This is a genomic window from Frigoribacterium salinisoli, from assembly GCF_054781095.1.
In genome coordinates this window covers 507,330-523,823 of the sequence record NZ_BAAGVB010000001.1, presented here as the reverse complement: position 1 = coordinate 523,823, position 16,494 = coordinate 507,330, and the positions used below count along the sequence as shown (strand labels likewise).

Sequence of the window (16,494 nt, the reverse complement as noted above, 5' to 3'; positions counted from 1 at the left end):
CCTCTTCTCTCACCAGGTCGTGGGGATGGCCGGTGCCGGCTCCGTCGACGGGGGCACGCGGTACATCTCGAGGACCTGGGACATGATCTCGTTGAAGGTCGGCGCCGCAGCGGCCGACGTCTTCACTGTACTGGGCTTCGTGAAGGTCACGACGACGACGTACTTCGGGTCCTCGGCCGGAGCGAGGCCCGCGACCGACACGATGCGGTCGGACCCGTAGCCACCGCCTCCTGCCTTCGCCACCTCGGCCGTGCCCGTCTTGGCCGCCACGCGGTAGCCGGGCACCGTGAGGACGTCCGCGAGGTCGCCGTCGCTGACGACCTTCTCGATCATCTGCACCGTGCCGTCGGCCGCCGCGGCGGACACCACCGGGACGCCCTCGGTGCTCGGCTCCTGCGTCACGGTGCCGTCGGGGGCGGTGCAGCCCGCCACGAGCGAGGTCGGCAGGCGCGTGCCGTGGTTGCCCAGCGTCTGGTAGATGCTCGCGATGTGCAGGGCCGTCGTGGAGACGCCCTGACCGAACATCGTGTTGATGCTGGTCTGCTGGTCCCACTCCGAGGCCGGGCGGATGCCCGCGGTGGGCTCCCCGTTGAAGCCGACCGCCGTCGGCTCGTCCAGGCCGAACTTCACCATGTAGTCGTGGCGGGCGTCCTTCGAGAGGTTCTCGCCGAGCAGCGAGATGCCGACGTTCGACGAGTCGCGGAGCACGCCCGTGAGCGTCAGCTGCTCGGTCGGGTGGAAGGTCGCGTCGTGGATCTCGCCGCCCCACGGGAAGGACCGCGAGTACGGCACCGTCACGCGGCTGGTCTGCGAGGCCACGCCCGCGTCGAGCAGCATCGCGGCCGTCATGGCCTTGAACGTCGAACCCGGCTCGTAGCTCGCGGTGAACGCCTTGGATCCCAGGTCGGCCACGTCGGTGCCGTCCACGTCGTTGGGGTCGACGGCGGGCGAGTCGGCCACGGCCAGGAGCTTGCCGGTCGAGACCTCCTGCACGACGGCGGTGCCGGACTCGGCGCCGATCGCGGCGACCTGCTCGCCCACGGCCTGCTGGACCATGTACTGGAGGTCGCTGTCGATGGTCAGCTGCAGGGTGCCGCCCGGGACGGCCTGCTCCTGCGTGACCGTGCTGCCGGGCAGCTGCACGCCGTCGGCGCCCCGCTCGTAGGTCTGGGAGCCGTTCGTGCCGGCGAGGCAGGAGTCCTCGGTGAGCTCCAGGCCGGCCTGCGGGCCGTCCGTGCCGATGAAGCCCGTGAGGTTCCCCGCGACCGAGCCGTTCGGGTAGGTGCGCGCCGACTGGCGCTCGAAGTAGACCCAGGTCACGCCGAGCGCCTTGACGGCGCGGTAGGCGTCGACGTCGACGCCCTTGACGAGGTAGGCGAAGTTCGCCTCCGGGTCGCGCGTGACCGAGTCCTCGAGCGCAGCGGGGTCGGCCCCCGTGATGCTCGCGATCTCGGCCATGATCTCGGTGACCGACAGGAGCTCCTCGGTGCCGTCCTCGCGGGTGACCTTCGTCTCGGAGGCGAAGGCCGGTGCAGCCGTCACGTTGTACCGCGTGACGCTCCCCGCCAGGACCGTGCCCGACGCGTCGACGATGTCGCCGCGGTCGCCGTACGTCGTCTGCACGATCTCGCGCTTGTGCTTCGACTGGTCGTTGAGCTCGGCCGCTTGGACGAGCTGGATGTCGGCGAGCCGGACGACGAAGACGCCGACGAGGCCGATGACGAGCGCCATGGCGAGCGTCACCCGCAGCCGGCGGGAGCGGGGGGCAGCGTGCACGGGGGTTCCTCACCGCGACCCCGAGGTGCCGGGTCGCTGTCGTCGTGGTGCTGGTGCTGGTGCTGAGGCGGTGGAGCCGCGGTCACCGGGTCTCGGGGGCCGCGAGCTGGTCCGTGCCCGACGGTACCGAGCCGGGGGCGTCGGGCCCGACCGCCGCGCCCGGGACGCTGGCATCCGCGGCCGGGGCCGTCGTGCCGGGCGACGTCGTCGAGGCCGGGTCCGAGGCGGCGGGCGCCGTCCCGCCCGTCGCGGCGTCCGCCGCACCGACGACGGGGACGCCCTGGAGCAGGGTGTTGCCGATGAGGTTGTCGCCCGTGCCGTCCGGGCCCGCCTCGGCGGGCGCCGGCACCCCGTGCACGGCGCCCGTGGCCAGGTCGAGGTAGACGGGGTTCGAGTTGCGGACCATCCCGAGGGCGTCGGCGTTGTTCGCCAGGTTCTGCGGCGACGACAGCACGTCGAGCTGCTCGGCGTACTTCTGCTGGTCCCGCGCGAGCTCGGTCTGCTCGGACTGCAGCGCCGAGATCTGGTAGGCCCCGTCGCTCAGGGCGATGCTGATGCCGAGCTGGGTCAGGAGCAGTACGAAGAGCGCGGCGGTCGCGACGAGCGCGTAGGCCACCTTGGGGCGGGCGCGCCGCTGGTCGCGCGAGGTCACGACCTCGACCGGACGCGTGGACCCGTGGTCGGGCCCTGCCGTGGCGGGCGCGAGTGCGGTCGCTGTGCTCATGCGTGCCTCCGGAGGCGTTCGGTCGCGCGCAGGCGCACGGGGGTCGCTCGTGGGTTGACGGACCTCTCGTCGTCGGACGCCAGCTCGGCGCCCCGGACGAGCAGGGAGAACTCGGGACGGTGCTCGGGGAGCTCCACGGGGAGCCCGGCGGGCGCGGTGGAACTGGTCCGGGCCGCCAGCTCGCGCTTGACGAAGCGGTCCTCGAGGGACTGGTAGGCGAGGACGACGAGACGGCCGCCGACGGCCAGGCGGTCGAGGGCGGCCGGGAGGGCGGCCTCGAGCGACGCGAGCTCGGCGTTGACCTCGATCCGCAGGGCCTGGAACACGCGCTTCGCGGGGTGACCGGCCCGCTGCAGGGCGGCCGGGGTCGCGGCGACCAGGACGTCGACCAGCTCGCCGCTGCGCGTGAGCGGTGCGTGGGCCCGCGCCTCGACGATGCGTCGGGCGTAGCGCGGCGCGAGCTTCTCCTCGCCGTACTGGTAGAAGATGCGCCGGAGCTCGGACTCGGGGTACTCGGCGAGCACCCGCTCGGCCGTGAGCTCGCCCGTCGGGTCCATCCGCATGTCGAGCGGGGCGTCCTTCGAGTAGGAGAACCCGCGCTCGACCCGGTCGAGCTGGAGGGAGGAGACGCCGAGGTCGAAGAGGACGCCCTGCGCCTCGTCGACGCCGAGGCCGTCGAGTGCCTCGCCGATGCCGTCGTACGTCGTGTGGACGAGGTGGACGCGGTCGCCGAAGGGCCGGAGGCGCTCCCCCGCGATCTCGAGGGCCTGCGTGTCGCGGTCGAGCCCGACGAGGACCGCCTCGGGGAACCGCTCGAGGAGCGCGGCGGAGTGTCCGCCCATGCCCAGGGTGCAGTCGACGACGACGGCACCCGGAGCGGAGAGGGCCGGGGCGAGCAGGTCGAGGCTGCGCTCGAGCAGGACGGGGACGTGGATCTGGTCTGCCATGGTCGGGAGGACTCGGATCCTCGACCCTGATCCCCATCCATCCCGACCTGGCACCGGGGAAGGTGCGCCAGGGCGGACGGCTGGGAGTCAGGACCGAGGAGCTAGAAGAGTCCCGGGATCACCTCCTCCGAGGTGTCGGCGAAGGAGGCCTCCTGGGCCTCGTAGTAGGTGTTCCACGCCGTGGTGTCCCAGATCTCGGCGCGGTTGCCCGCCCCGATCACGGTCAGCTCGCGACCGAGCCCGGCGTACTCGCGCAAGGGCGCGGGGATCGTCACGCGGTGCTGCTTGTCGGGGACCTCGTCGCTGGCGCCGGACAGGAACACGCGCATGAAGTCGCGACCCTGCTTGCTGGCGATGGGCGCCTGGCGGATCCGCTCGTGCATCTCCTCGAAGTCGCCGCGGCTGAACACGTAGATGCAGCGCTCCTGCCCGCGCGTCATGACCAGCCCGGGGGCGAGCTCGTCGCGGAACTTGGCGGGGAGGATGATCCGACCTTTCTCGTCGAGCCGGGGCGTGTGGGTACCGAGGAACATGCCACACCCCTCTCCACCGCTTTCCTCCACTTTACTCCACCGCGCACCACCGAGCAACGACCGGCGCGCCGGAACGTGCCCGCGCACCCCCGGCAGGCCCGTCGTGGCGGGGCCGAACTGGGTGGAGGGAGGTGGAGGGCCCGGCGCGTCGCGGGGCGCCCTCGGGCCCCGCGGACGACGAAGAAGGGGCCGGCCCGGAGGCCGACCCCTTCTGGTCGTGACGTGGTGGAGGAGGGTGGAGCGCCTATCGGCGGTCGTCGCCGTCCTGGCGGCGTTCCCACCGCTGGTTGAGGCGGTCCATGAAGCTCGAGGACTGCGCGGGGCGCGAGGTGGAGGGACGGGGAGCGCGGGCCCCCGCAGACGCAGGCCGCACGTCGCCCTTGCGGCGGGGCGGCGCGATCGCGAACAGCACGCCCACGAGCATGACCACGAAGCCGGCCACGCCGAGGAGGGGCAGGCGCAGCACGACCCCGGCGACCACGACCGCGATGCCGACGAGCGCGCCGAGCACGCCGAGGACGGTGACGGTGTAGTTCGGGCGGCCGGACCGGCCGACGGTCGCCACGAAGTCGGAGTCGTTCGTGTAGAGACTCCGCTCCATCTCTTCGAGGAGTCGTTGCTCCTGCTCGGACAGCGGCATCTTGGTGTTCCCTTCGAGCACAGGCCCACGGGCCTCGGGATCGACGCGTGACAAGGTGCCTCGAGTGTAGGCCCGCGCGTGCTCGCTAGGCTATGCAGCGTGGCTGAGAGTACGCGATTAGTGGACATCGTCCAGGGGCGCATCGACGGGTTCCTGGAGGAGCGACGACCGCAGCTGGTGGGCATCGCGCCCGACCTCGACCCGTTCGCCCGCTTCTCGAGCGACCTGCTGCGCGGCGGCAAGCGGTTCCGGGCCCTGTTCTGCTACTGGGGGTGGCAGTCGGTGGCGGGACTCGGGGACGACTTCGACCCCCTGCCCGAGCGGCACGACGAACGGTCGCTCGACGCCGTCGTCGACGCCGCCGTGGGGCTCGAGCTCTTCCACGCCGCGGCGCTCGTGCACGACGACATCATGGACAACTCCGACACCCGGAGGGGCCTGCCCGCCGCGCACCGCCGTTTCGAGCAGCTGCACTGCGACGGGGAGTGGCTCGGAGCGGCGGCGCCGTTCGGGACCTCCGGGGCGCTCCTCCTGGGCGACCTGCTCCTCGCCTGGAGCGACGAGCTGGTCAGCCGGGCCCTCGACGCCCTGCCCTCTCGGGCCGCCGCGACGGCGGCCCGAGCCGAGTTCAACCGCATGCGACAGGAGGTGACGCTCGGCCAGTACCTCGACATCGTCGAGGAGAACGCGTGGTGCAGCGTGCCCGACGCCGAGCTGCTCGGCCGGGCGCAGCGGGTCATCGTCTACAAGTCGGCGAAGTACAGCGTCGAGGCGCCCCTGACCATCGGCGGCGCGATGGCCGGCGGCCGCCCGGAGCACCTCGAGGCCCTCCGCCACTTCGGCCTCCCGCTCGGCATCGCCTACCAGCTGCGCGACGACCTGCTCGGCGTCTTCGGCGACCCCGCCGTGACGGGCAAGCCAGCCGGCGACGACCTCCGCGAGGGCAAGAGGACCGTCCTCGTCGCCACCGCCCGCCGCACCCTGCCGTCGAGCGCGGTGCGCCTGCTCGACGAGCTGCTGGGCGATCCCGAGCTCGACGCGGACCAGATCGGCATGCTCCAGGCGACGCTGCGCGACTCGGGAGCGGTCGACGAGGTCGAGCAGGCGATCACGGACCAGGTCGAGCGCGCCGAGCACGCCCTCTCCCGGTCCCCCCTCGCGGCCTCGGCGCGAGCGCAGCTGTCGCGCCTCGCCGAGACGGTGACCCGCCGGGACTGGTGACCGCGCGCCCTCGGGGCGCGCGGGGTCGCGGACGCGCGGCGGGCGCGGCCTCAGAGGAGGCTCTGAGCGACCCGTCGCACCTCGGCCTTGCGACCCTCGAGCAGGGCGGCCAGCGGCGTCGTCCCCAGGGAGTCCTCCGGTGAGAGCACCCAGTCCACGGCCTCGTCGTCGGTGAAGCCGTCGTCGGCGAGCACGGTGAAGGTCCCGCGGAGCTCGGGGAGCGGCTCACCGTCCCGCAGGAACGCCGCGGGCACGACGAGGGTGCCGTCCGCGCGGACGGCGAGCAGGGCCCGCTCCTCGAGGAGCCGGCGGACGCGGCTCACGCCCACGCCGAGTCGCTCGACGAGGTCGGGCACGGTCAGCCACTCGTGCTCGGCGTACCAGGGCTGGTCGGTGGTGTCGGTCACCCCACCACTGTGCCACGGGCCGGGGGTCCGCGCGGACCCCCGCGCGGGCGCCCGGCCGTCGCGTCGGCACCGCCTCCGTGGTTGACTGGTCCCCAGGACCGTGCCAGGTTCGTACCGCCACGTGCGGTGCGCGACCCCCGTCGCCGAGCAGCCCGTGCCGACGACCCTGTCCGACGGCGACGCCGCCCGGCTGCACCGCGGGCCGTCGACGCCGACCACCCGAGCCCGCGAGGGCACCTTGAGACCGATCCCCGGGGACACCTTCCATGAACGACTCGCAGACCGGCCCTGACACCAGCGGCACCCTCGACCGCCAGGCGAAGATCAGCCGTTCGCTGCTCAGCACGGTGCCCATCGTCCTCGCGGGCAGCATGGCCGTCTCCCTGGGCATGACGGGGCCCGTCTTCGCCTCCGAGCGCGCCCCCGAGCCGGAGCGCCGCCCGCACACCGCCCCCGACCCGGAGGTCGCCTCGGGCGAGCAGCGGGCGAGGACCGTCCAGGCGGCCAGCACGACCGAGGCCCCCGAGCGCGACGAGCGCAGCACGTTCGCCGCCGCCCCGTCGAGCTACACGGTCGTGTCGGGCGACACGGTCGCCACGATCGCCGGGCGCTTCGGCCTGAGCACCGCGTCGGTCCTCGCGCTCAACGGGCTCAGCTGGAAGTCCACGATCTTCCCGGGGCAGGCCCTGCGCCTCACCGCCGCGGCCCCCGCCCCGACCCCCCGTTCCACGGCCCCGAGGCCCACGTCGCCGGGCAGCTACACGATCGTCCGTGGCGACACCCTCAGCTCCATCGCGGGCCGCCACGGCGTCACCACGCAGCAGCTCATCCAGGCCAACGGGCTCACCTTCTCGAGCATCATCTACCCGGGCCAGGAGCTGACGCTCCCCGGGGGCTCGGCCGCGACGGCACCGTCGGCCCCGCGCGCCGCCGCCCCGACGTCGACGCCCCCCACGGGCAGCTACAAGATCTCCGCCGGCGACACCCTGAGCTCCATCGCCAGCCGGACCGGCACCTCGGTGCAGGCGCTCATGGCGGCGAACGGGCTCAGCTGGACCAGCACGATCTACGCGGGCCGCACCCTCCGCCTCCCGGGCGCGACGACCGCCGCGGTCGGCGTGCCCCGCGTCGTCCTCGCGGAGGGCACGCGGCCCGCACCCTTCGTCACCACGTCGACGCTGACGCACGAGCAGCAGGGCAACGCGCGGACCATCATCCGGGTGGGGCGCTCCCTGGGCGTCTCCGACCGGGGCATCGTCATCGCCCTGGCCGCGGCCGCCCAGGAGTCCAGCCTCCGGAACATCGACTACGGCGACCGCGACTCGCTGGGCCTCTTCCAGCAGCGCCCGAGCACGGGCTGGGGCTCCGCCGCCCAGCTCACCGACCCCGTGCACGCGACGAAGCTGTTCTTCGGCGGGCCCTCGAACCCGAACAAGGGCAGGACGCGCGGGCTGCTCGACGTGCGCGGCTGGACCGGCATGAGCGTCACCGTGGCGGCGCAGGCCGTGCAGATCTCCGCCTACCCCGACGCCTACGCCAAGTGGGAGGGCCCCGCGCGGACCTGGCTCGCCCAGCTCGGCTGATCGGCTGCCCGCGACCCGGTGAGTCGGGAGGGCGGGCACCCGACCCTTCCGTAGGATCGAGCGCGTGAGCGCGCACCAGACCGACCCGATGATCGGCCGTCTCGTCGACGGTCGCTACCAGGTCCGCTCCCGCATCGCGCGCGGCGGCATGGCGACCGTGTACCTCGCGACCGACCTGCGGCTCGAGCGACGCGTCGCGATCAAGATCATGCACGGCCACCTCGCCGACGACGCCTCCTTCAAGGAGCGCTTCGTGCAGGAGGCCCGCTCGGCGGCGCGCCTGGCCCACCCGAACGTCGTCAACGTGTTCGACCAGGGGCAGGACGACGAGAGCGCGTACCTGGTGATGGAGTACCTGCCGGGCATCACCCTCCGTGAGCTCCTGCAGGACCACCGTGTGCTCACGACCGAGCAGGCCATGGACATCCTCGAGGCCGTGCTGGCCGGCCTCGCGGCCGCCCACGCCGCGGGCATCGTGCACCGCGACCTCAAGCCGGAGAACGTGCTGCTCGCCGACGACGGCCGCATCAAGATCGGCGACTTCGGCCTGGCCCGCGCCGCGACCGCCAACACGGCCACGGGCGCTGCCCTGCTCGGCACCATCGCCTACCTCTCCCCCGAGCTCGTGACCCGGGGCGTCGCCGACACCCGGAGCGACATCTACGCGCTCGGCATCATGCTCTTCGAGATGCTCACCGGCGAGCAGCCCTACAAGGGCGAGCAGCCGATGCAGATCGCGTACCAGCACGCCAACGACACGGTCCCCGCGCCGAGCCTGCGCGAGCCCGGCGTGCCCCTCGAGCTCGACGAGCTCGTGCTGTGGGCCACGGCTCGCGACCCGGAGCACCGACCCCGTGACGCGCGTGCGCTGCTCGAGCAGGTCGTCGACGTGCAGCGCGTCCTCCGCGACCCGTCCGGCCCTCCCCTCACGCGGACCATGGTGCTGCCCCCCGCAGCGGCGCCCCGCAGCTCCGGTGCCACGGGCGAGACCACGGTGCTCCCGGGCGCACGCCACCGCACGGGTCCCGTCCCGCCCGGCCCGGCCGACGCCCTCGCCGCGTCAGCGGCTCGTCGACGCCGCCGGGGTCGTGCGGCCCTCGTCGTCGTGCTCGTGCTCGTGCTGCTCGCAGGAGGCGCGGCCTGGTGGTTCGGTGCCGGTCCCGGTGGGCAGGCGCTCGTCCCCGACGTCGTCGGCAGCGACCCGGCCGCCGCGGCGACCGTCCTCACGGAGGCGGGGTTCGTCGTGGCCGACGAGCGTCGCGAGGACTTCTCGGTCTCGGTGCCGGCCGGTCAGGTGGCCGGGACCGATCCTGCCGCGCAGGCCAGCGTCCGCCGGGGCGCCGAGGTCGCCCTGGTGGTCTCGCGGGGTCCGCAGCCGCTCGAGCTGCCGACGGTCGTCGGACAGCCGGAGGACCAGGCGGTGGCGGCCCTCGACCGCTTCTCGCTCACGGACCCGGTGCGGCAGTTCCGCGACGAGCCGCAGGGCACGGTGGTGGGCGTCGCCGGCGTCGGGCCGGACGGCGGGTCCGTCGACCTCGCCGACGCCGACGAGTACGGCGAGCAGCAGCCGGTGACGCTCACCGTCTCGCTCGGACCCGTGCCCGACGTCGCCGGACAGGGGGTCGACGAGGCCGTCGCCGCCCTGCAGGCCGTCGACCTGGCCGGGGTCGAGCAGGAGCGGGAGTTCAGCGACGAGGTCCCCGCAGGGGTCGTCCTGCGTGCCGCGCCCCAGGGCGAGGGCCCCGTCGTGCCCGGCGGGACCGTCGACCTCGTCGTCTCGAAGGGCCCGGCCCCGGTGGTCCTCCCCGACGTCCGTGGGCAGTCGATCGCGTCTGCGACCGCGACCCTCGACGACCTGGGGATCCTCGTGAGCTACGACGAGTGCACCAACGTGCTCTGCGAGGTCCTCGACGGCTGGCGTGCCGTGGTGGTGGTCGAGGACACGCTGCCCGTCGCCGGCACGAGCGTCGAGCGGGGCAGCACGGTCCGCCTCACCTACCGGCAGTGACCGGCTCCGGGGCGCCCCTCACGGGACGCCCCGCGCACCGTCAGGCCTGCGCGGAGAGTTCCTCCGCCACGAGGAACGCGAGCTCGAGCGACTGCATGTGGTTGAGCCGGGGGTCGCAGAGCGACTCGTAACGCGTCGCCAGGGTCGCCTCGTCGATGTGCTCGGAGCCGCCGAGGCACTCCGTGACGTCGTCGCCGGTGAGCTCGATGTGGATGCCACCGGGGTGGATGCCAGCGGCACGGTGCGCCTCGAAGAAGCCCTTCACCTCGTCGACGATCTCGTCGAACCGGCGCGTCTTGTAGCCCGTCGGGGTCGTGAGGCCGTTGCCGTGCATGGGGTCGCTGACCCAGAGGGGCGTCGCGTCGGCGCCCTTGATGGCCTCGAGCAACGGCGGCAGGGCGTCGCGGATCGTGCCGGCCCCCATGCGGGTGATGAAGGTGAGCCGGCCCGGCTCGCGATCGGGGTCGAGCGCGTCGATCAGTCGGAGCATGTCGTCGGGCGTCGTGCTGGGGCCGAGCTTGACCCCGATCGGGTTGCGCACGCGCGAGAGGTAGTCGACGTGCGCGCCGTCGAGGTCGCGCGTCCGCTCGCCGATCCAGGCGAAGTGCGACGAGAGGAGGTAGGGCGTGCCCGTGCGCGAGTCGATGCGCGTGAGCGGACGCTCGTAGTCCATCAGCAACGCCTCGTGGCTCGTGTAGAACTCGACGCGCTTGAGCTCCTCGAAGTCCGCCCCGGCCGCCTCCATGAAACGGATGGCCTTGTCGATCTCCCGGGCGAGGTGCTCGTACTGGGCGTTCGCCGGGTTGCGCGCGAAGCCCTGGTTCCAGCTGTGCACCTGACGGAGGTCGGCGAAGCCGCCCTGCGTGAAGGCGCGGATGAGGTTGATGGTCGAGGCCGAGGTGTGGTACCCGCGGACGAGCCGGGAGGGGTCGGCCTGCCGCGACTCGGGGGTGAAGTCGTAGCCGTTGACGATGTCGCCGCGGTAGGCGGGCAGCGTCACGCCGTCTCGGGTCTCGGTGTCGCTCGAGCGCGGCTTGGCGAACTGGCCCGCCATGCGCCCCATCTTGATGACCGGCATCGAGGCGCCGTAGGTGAGCACCACGGCCATCTGCAGGATCGTCTTGACCCGGTCGCGGATCTGGTCGGCCGTCGCACCGGCGAACGTCTCGGCGCAGTCCCCGCCCTGCAGCAGGAAGGCCTCTCCACGGGCTGCCGTCGCGAGACGGTCCCGGAGCGTGTCGACCTCGCCGGCGAAGACCAACGGCGGCAGCGTCGCGAGCTCGGACGAGGCGGCCTGGAGGGCGTCGCCGTCGGACCAGGCCGGCTGCTGCTTGATCGGCAACGTGCGCCAGCGGTCCAGGCCGTCCAGCACGTCGGGATCGGTGAGCACGGTCGGTTCTGCGAGCTGGGACACGGTCTTCCTCGAGTCTCGGTCGGGATCGGACCCGGACGGGCCCGACGTGCGAGCTTATCGCGGAGCGAACGGGGGGCGGGTGACCGTGACGCGTCAGCGCGCGGAGGCGGCCCGGCGCTCCTTGACGGTGGACGCGTAGACGTCCTCGTACTCCTGGTCGCTGAGGCGTGCCAGTTCGTACATGATCTCGTCGGTGATCGACCGCAGGATGAAGCGGTCGCCCTCCATGCCCTCGAAGCGGCTGAAGTCGAGCGGCTCGCCGAAGACGACGCCCACGCGGCGCAGCTTGGGGATCTTCGTGCCGGTGGCCATGACCTGCTCGGTGCCGATCATCGCCACGGGGACGACGGGCACGTGGCCCTCGAGGATCATCCGCGCCACGCCCGTCCGCCCGCGGTACATGCGCCCGTCGGGACTGCGCGTGCCCTCGGGGTAGATGCCGAGCTGTTCCCCGCGCGCGAGGACGGCGAGCCCCGTCGCCAGAGAGGCCTCCGAGGCCTTGCCGCCGGAACGGTCGATCGACAGCTGGCCCGTCGCGTTGAAGAACAGTCGCGTCGCCCAGCCCTTGAGGCCTCGCCCCGTGAAGTAGTCGCTCTTGGCCAGGAACGAGATGCGCCGTTCGAGCGCGATGGGCAGGAAGATCGAGTCGACGAACGACAGGTGGTTGCTCGCGAAGATCACCGCGCCCGAGGCGGGGACGTGCTCACGGCCGCGCACCCAGGGCCGGAACACCGTGAGCAGCAGCGGGCTCGCCACGAAGGTCTTGAGGATCCAGTAGAGCATCGTCGCGCCTCTCGATCGACCGCTGCTACCGACGGGCCGCGTGGATGCGGGCCAGGTCGGCGGCGCCGACGACGCCCGCGTCGTTGACGAGCTCGGCGATGACGAACTCGGGTTCGGGGTGGTACCCGCGGGCGGGCAGGTGGGCGAGGTAGGCCTCGCGGACCGGGTCGAGCAGCAGGTCGCCGGCCTGCGCCACTCCCCCGCCGAAGACGAAGACCTGGGGGTCGAGCACGACGCTCAGGGAGGCGGCTGCCTGGCCGAGCCAGGAGCCCAGCTCGGCGAGGGCCGCGAGGGCGCCGGGGTCGCCGGCCTGCAGCAGGGTGCTGACGTCGTGGCCGTCGAGCTCGCCCGCCTCGCGTCGACGGGCGGCGAGGGCCGCGCCGCGCCCCTCGGGCTCCGCGTCGGCGATCACGCCGGCCATGCGCAGGAGCGCGCGGCCCGAGCCGTACTGCTCGATGCAGCCGCGGGCGCCGCACCCGCAGGGCAGGCCGTCGGGGACGACGCGCACGTGGCCGAGCTCGCCGCCGGTGCCGAAGCCGCCGCGGAGGAGGGCGTCCTGGACGACGATCGCGCCGCCCACGCCCGTGCCGATGGTGAGCATCGTCATGTCGCTCGCCAGCCGGCCGGCACCGTAGCGGAACTCGGCCCACCCGGCCGCGTTGGCGTCGTTGTCGATCGTGAGGGGCAGGTCGAGGCGGCGGGCCAGCTTCGCGCGCAGGGGCTCGTTCCGCCAGGGGATGTTCGGGGTGTAGTAGACGACGGACTGCGAGGCGTCGATGAAGCCCGGGGCCGCGACGCCCGCCGCGACCACGTCGGGGTGCTCGGCCCGCAGCTCCTGCACCATGTCGACGACCGCGTCGACGATGGCGTCGGCGTCGCCGGCGTCCGTGGGCACCCGCCGTTCGGCGACGATCTCGCCCAGCTCGGTGACCACCGCCCCCGCGATCTTCGTTCCGCCGATGTCGATACCTATGGCCTGCACGAGGGCAGAGTCTAGCGGCCGCTCGGCCGCGCTCCACCGGCCACGCGCGGAGCGCGTCCCGCTAGGCTGGCCGGACCATCGTTCGGTACCGAAGGAGCTGCCGTGAGCGACCACGACGTCACCCGACCCGCGCGAGGCGCGGGCGCCCCCACCGGAGGCCTGCGCGAGCACGGCGTCCCCGCCGCCGTGCCGGCCGCCCCCGGCGACACGGCCACCGACCTCCTGCTCGCGCGGGTGGCGGCCACCCCCGACCTCCCCCTCTTCGGCCTGCCGGACGGCACCGGCGGGTGGCGCGACGTCACCGCCCGGACCTTCCTGGACCAGGTGCGCGCCCTGGCCAAGGGGCTCGTGGCGGCGGGCGTGCAGCCCGGGGACGCCATCGGCATGATGTGCCGCACGCGCTACGAGTGGACCCTGGTCGACTTCGCGACCTGGTTCGCGGGCGCCGTGCTCGTGCCCGTCTACGAGACCTCCTCCCCCTCGCAGGTGCACTGGAACCTCAGCGACAGCGGAGCCGTCGCGGTGTTCCTCGAGACCCCGGACCACTTCGCGCGGTTCGACGAGGTCCACGCGGAGCTGCCCGACGTCGAGCACGTCTGGCAGATCGACCTCGGCGACCTCGACAAGCTCGCCGCCGCGGGCCGCGACGTCGCGGACGACGAGCTCGAGCGCCGTCGACGGCTCGCCACGGGCTCCGACCTCGCGACGATCATCTACACCTCCGGCACGACCGGGCGCCCCAAGGGCTGCGTGCTCACGCACTCGAACTTCGTCGAGACGAGCAGGAACGCCACCGTGGCGATGTCGGAGATCGTCGCCGAGGGCGCCTCGACCCTCCTGTTCGTCACGACGGCCCACGTCTTCGCCCGCTTCATCTCGGTCATGTGCGTGCACGGCGGGGTCAAGGTCGGCCACCAGGCCGACACGAAGCAGCTGCTGCCGTCGTTGGCGTCGTTCCGGCCGACGTTCCTGCTCGCCGTCCCCCGCGTGTTCGAGAAGGTCTACAACTCCGCCGAGCAGAAGGCGGAGGCCTCGGGTCGCGGGGGCATCTTCCGACGAGCCGCCGCCGTCGCCGTCGCCCACTCGAAGGCCCTCGACGACGGTCACGTCCCGACGGGCCTGGCGTTGCGGTTCCGGCTCTTCGACGCCCTGGTCTACTCCAAGCTCCGCAGGGCCATGGGCGGCCGCGTGCGCTACGCGGTGTCGGGCTCGGCGCCGCTCGGCCTGCGCCTCGGCCACTTCTTCCGCAGCCTCGACATCCGCGTCTGCGAGGGCTACGGGTTGACCGAGACCACGGCGCCCGCGACCGTCAACCTCGTCGAGCGCTTCAAGATCGGCACCGTCGGCCCCGCGCTGCCCGGCGTCCGGGTCCGCATCGCCGACGACGGCGAGGTCCAGGTCGCGGGGGTCAACGTCTTCGCCGGCTACTGGAACGACCCCGAGGCGACCGCGGAGGCCATGGACGGCGAGTGGTTCCGCACCGGCGACCTGGGCGCGCTCGACGACGAGGGCTACCTCACGATCACGGGCCGCAAGAAGGAGATCATCGTCACCGCGGCCGGCAAGAACGTGGCCCCGGCGGTGCTGGAGGACCCGATCCGGTCCAACCCCCTCGTGGGCCAGGTCGTGGTCGTCGGCGACCAGCGCCCGTTCGTGGGCGCCCTCGTGACCCTCGACCCCGAGATGCTGCCCGTGTGGTTGAACAACGCGGGCGAGGCCGCCGACATGCCGCTCGCCGAGGCGGCCGAGCACCCCAAGGTGCTCGCCGAGCTGCAGCGGGCCGTCGACGAGGCGAACTCGCGGGTGTCGCGCGCGGAGTCGATCCGCAAGTTCGTCGTGCTGCCGGTCGAGCTGACGGAGGCCGGTGGCCACCTCACCCCGAAGATGAGCATCAAGCGCGCGGTCGTGCACGCGGACTTCGCGTCGCAGATCGCCGAGCTCTACGCCACGGACGCGACCGACTCGATCCGCACGGCCTGACGGCTCAGGCCCGCCACCAGTCGCTCGCGCGGATCTCGCGCAGCGCCTCGCGGCGGGTCTCGGGCTCGAGGGTCATGACGTAGAGCGTCCCCGCCAGGTGGTCCGTCTCGTGCTGCAGCGCCTGGGCCATGAGGCCCGTGCCCTCCAGCACGACGCGGTCGCCCGCGAGGTCGACGCCCTCCACCCGGGCGTAGGACCAGCGCGGCGTGGGGAACCAGAAGTCGGGCACGCTGAGGCAGCCCTCGTCGACGAGGTCGTGCTCCCCCGACGCCTCGACGACGACGGGGTCGAGCACGTAGCCGACCTCGCCCTCGACGTTGTAGCTGAAGGCCCGCAGGCCGACGCCGATCTGGGGCGCGGCCACGCCGGCACGGCCGGGCACGCGCACGGTGTCCAGGAGGTCGGTCACGAGCGCCGCGAGGCGCGGGTCGCCGAGGGTCACGGGGTCGGCGGGCGAACGGAGCACGGGGTCGCCGAAGAGGCGGATGGGTCGAACGGTCACGCCACTACTCCACCACGAGATGCGACCCGGCCGCGTGCACCGCGCTGTCAGCCGCTTCATCGACCGGACGCGCTATCGTCGTCTCGTGCATGTACTCAGCGTCAGTTCTCTCAAGGGGGGCGTCGGCAAGACGACGGTGACGCTCGGACTCACCTCGGCCGCCTTCGCCAAGGGCCTCCGCACCCTCGTCGTCGACCTCGACCCCCAGTCGGACGTCTCGACCGGCCTCGACGTCGCGGTCTCGGGGCACCTCAACGTCGCCGACGTGCTCGCGTCCCCGAAGGAGAAGACCGTCCGCGCGGCGATCGCTCCGAGCGGATGGACGAAAGGCCGCCAGGGCACCATCGACGTGCTCGTCGGGAGCCCCTCGGCGATCAACTTCGACGGGCCCCACCCCTCCATCCGCGACATCTGGAAGCTCGAGGAGGCCCTGGCCATCGTCGAGGCGGACTACGACCTGGTCCTCATCGACTGCGCGCCCTCGCTGAACGCCCTCACCCGCACGGCCTGGGCCGCGTCCGACCGCGTGACCGTCGTCACCGAGCCGGGCCTGTTCAGCGTCGCCGCGGCGGACCGTGCGCTGCGGGCCATCGAGGAGATCCGTCGCGGGCTGTCCCCGCGCCTCCAGCCCCTGGGCATCATCGTGAACCGTGCCCGCGTGCAGTCCCTCGAGCACCAGTTCCGCATCAAGGAGCTCCGCGACATGTTCGGCCCCCTGGTCCTCTCCCCTCAGCTGCCCGAGCGCACGTCGCTGCAGCAGGCTCAGGGTGCGGCCAAGCCGCTGCACGCCTGGCCCGGCGAGAGCGCGCAAGAGATGGCCCGCAACTTCGACCAGCTGCTCGAGCGCATCATGCGCACGGCGAAGATCGGCGACTACGCCGAGGCCGCCACCCGCTGAGGCCGTCGGCACGACCACGCGACGCCCCTGGTCCTCGGACCGGGGGCGTCGCGTCGTCGTGCCACGGGGGCAGCAGGAGGCCCGGGGCGGCCCGAC

Annotated in this window: 15 protein-coding genes; 5 read left to right on the top strand and 10 right to left on the bottom strand. The window is 73.0% G+C overall.

Translation table 11 applies throughout. The features are described 5' to 3' along the window. Positions 1–9: 9 nt before the first annotated feature. From ACYVHQ_RS02505 to ACYVHQ_RS02485, 5 genes are all read right to left on the bottom strand, one after another. On the bottom strand, positions 10–1,776 hold the full coding sequence (locus ACYVHQ_RS02505) for a peptidoglycan D,D-transpeptidase FtsI family protein (protein ID WP_460510555.1): 1,767 nt from the start codon (positions 1,774–1,776) through the stop codon (positions 10–12). Between the two features lie 82 nt (positions 1,777–1,858). Then, positions 1,859–2,500: a hypothetical protein gene (locus tag ACYVHQ_RS02500; RefSeq protein ID WP_460510554.1), complete on the bottom strand. Its 642-nt coding sequence runs from the start codon at positions 2,498–2,500 to the stop codon at positions 1,859–1,861. Further along, complete coding sequence (gene rsmH, locus ACYVHQ_RS02495; protein ID WP_460510553.1) at positions 2,497–3,447, bottom strand: 16S rRNA (cytosine(1402)-N(4))-methyltransferase RsmH; 951 nt, start codon at positions 3,445–3,447, stop codon at positions 2,497–2,499. The genes ACYVHQ_RS02500 and rsmH overlap by 4 nt, the downstream gene beginning before the upstream one ends. A gap of 101 nt (positions 3,448–3,548) precedes the next feature. Next, complete coding sequence (gene mraZ, locus ACYVHQ_RS02490) at positions 3,549–3,980, bottom strand: division/cell wall cluster transcriptional repressor MraZ (protein ID WP_460510552.1); 432 nt, start codon at positions 3,978–3,980, stop codon at positions 3,549–3,551. Positions 3,981–4,224: 244 nt separating this feature from the next. Then, positions 4,225–4,620: a DUF3040 domain-containing protein gene (locus tag ACYVHQ_RS02485; RefSeq protein WP_460510551.1), complete on the bottom strand. Its 396-nt coding sequence runs from the start codon at positions 4,618–4,620 to the stop codon at positions 4,225–4,227. Between the two features lie 99 nt (positions 4,621–4,719). On the opposite strand from ACYVHQ_RS02485, the gene ACYVHQ_RS02480 reads away from it, so the two are divergent. Continuing rightward, entirely contained in the window at positions 4,720–5,841 is a 1,122-nt protein-coding gene (locus ACYVHQ_RS02480) for a polyprenyl synthetase family protein (RefSeq protein ID WP_460510550.1), read from the top strand. A 50-nt stretch (positions 5,842–5,891) separates the two neighbouring features. On the opposite strand, the gene ACYVHQ_RS02475 is transcribed toward ACYVHQ_RS02480, so the two are convergent. Then, entirely contained in the window at positions 5,892–6,248 is a 357-nt protein-coding gene (locus tag ACYVHQ_RS02475; protein WP_460510549.1) for an Rv2175c family DNA-binding protein, read from the bottom strand. Positions 6,249–6,514: 266 nt separating this feature from the next. On the opposite strand from ACYVHQ_RS02475, the gene ACYVHQ_RS02470 reads away from it, so the two are divergent. Then, on the top strand, positions 6,515–7,831 hold the full coding sequence (locus tag ACYVHQ_RS02470; RefSeq protein WP_460510548.1) for a LysM peptidoglycan-binding domain-containing protein: 1,317 nt from the start codon (positions 6,515–6,517) through the stop codon (positions 7,829–7,831). A gap of 64 nt (positions 7,832–7,895) precedes the next feature. Continuing rightward, a complete protein-coding gene (pknB, locus tag ACYVHQ_RS02465) occupies positions 7,896–9,839 on the top strand; it encodes a Stk1 family PASTA domain-containing Ser/Thr kinase (RefSeq protein ID WP_460510547.1) in 1,944 nt (647 codons plus the stop codon). Between the two features lie 40 nt (positions 9,840–9,879). Here pknB and ACYVHQ_RS02460 read toward each other — a convergent pair whose 3' ends face one another. The 3 genes from ACYVHQ_RS02460 to ACYVHQ_RS02450 all read right to left on the bottom strand — a co-directional run bounded on the left by ACYVHQ_RS02460 (position 9,880) and on the right by ACYVHQ_RS02450 (position 13,018). Beyond that, on the bottom strand, positions 9,880–11,253 hold the full coding sequence (locus ACYVHQ_RS02460) for a class II 3-deoxy-7-phosphoheptulonate synthase (RefSeq protein ID WP_460510545.1): 1,374 nt from the start codon (positions 11,251–11,253) through the stop codon (positions 9,880–9,882). 93 nt (positions 11,254–11,346) lie between these two features. Then, a complete protein-coding gene (locus ACYVHQ_RS02455) occupies positions 11,347–12,036 on the bottom strand; it encodes a lysophospholipid acyltransferase family protein (protein WP_460510544.1) in 690 nt (229 codons plus the stop codon). A gap of 25 nt (positions 12,037–12,061) precedes the next feature. Next, complete coding sequence (locus ACYVHQ_RS02450; RefSeq protein ID WP_460510543.1) at positions 12,062–13,018, bottom strand: ROK family glucokinase; 957 nt, start codon at positions 13,016–13,018, stop codon at positions 12,062–12,064. 159 nt (positions 13,019–13,177) lie between these two features. On the opposite strand from ACYVHQ_RS02450, the gene ACYVHQ_RS02445 reads away from it, so the two are divergent. Next, complete coding sequence (locus ACYVHQ_RS02445) at positions 13,178–14,998, top strand: AMP-dependent synthetase/ligase (protein ID WP_460511218.1); 1,821 nt, start codon at positions 13,178–13,180, stop codon at positions 14,996–14,998. A gap of 4 nt (positions 14,999–15,002) precedes the next feature. Here the strand turns inward: ACYVHQ_RS02445 and ACYVHQ_RS02440 are convergent, their stop codons facing one another. Then, a complete protein-coding gene (locus ACYVHQ_RS02440) occupies positions 15,003–15,500 on the bottom strand; it encodes a peptide deformylase (RefSeq protein WP_460510542.1) in 498 nt (165 codons plus the stop codon). 85 nt (positions 15,501–15,585) lie between these two features. Here ACYVHQ_RS02440 and ACYVHQ_RS02435 point away from each other — a divergent pair, with 85 nt between their 5' ends. Continuing rightward, the gene (locus tag ACYVHQ_RS02435; protein ID WP_460510541.1) at positions 15,586–16,398 is read left to right on the top strand and encodes a ParA family protein; all 813 of its coding nucleotides are present in this window, start codon (positions 15,586–15,588) and stop codon (positions 16,396–16,398) included. Positions 16,399–16,494: the final 96 nt, after the last annotated feature.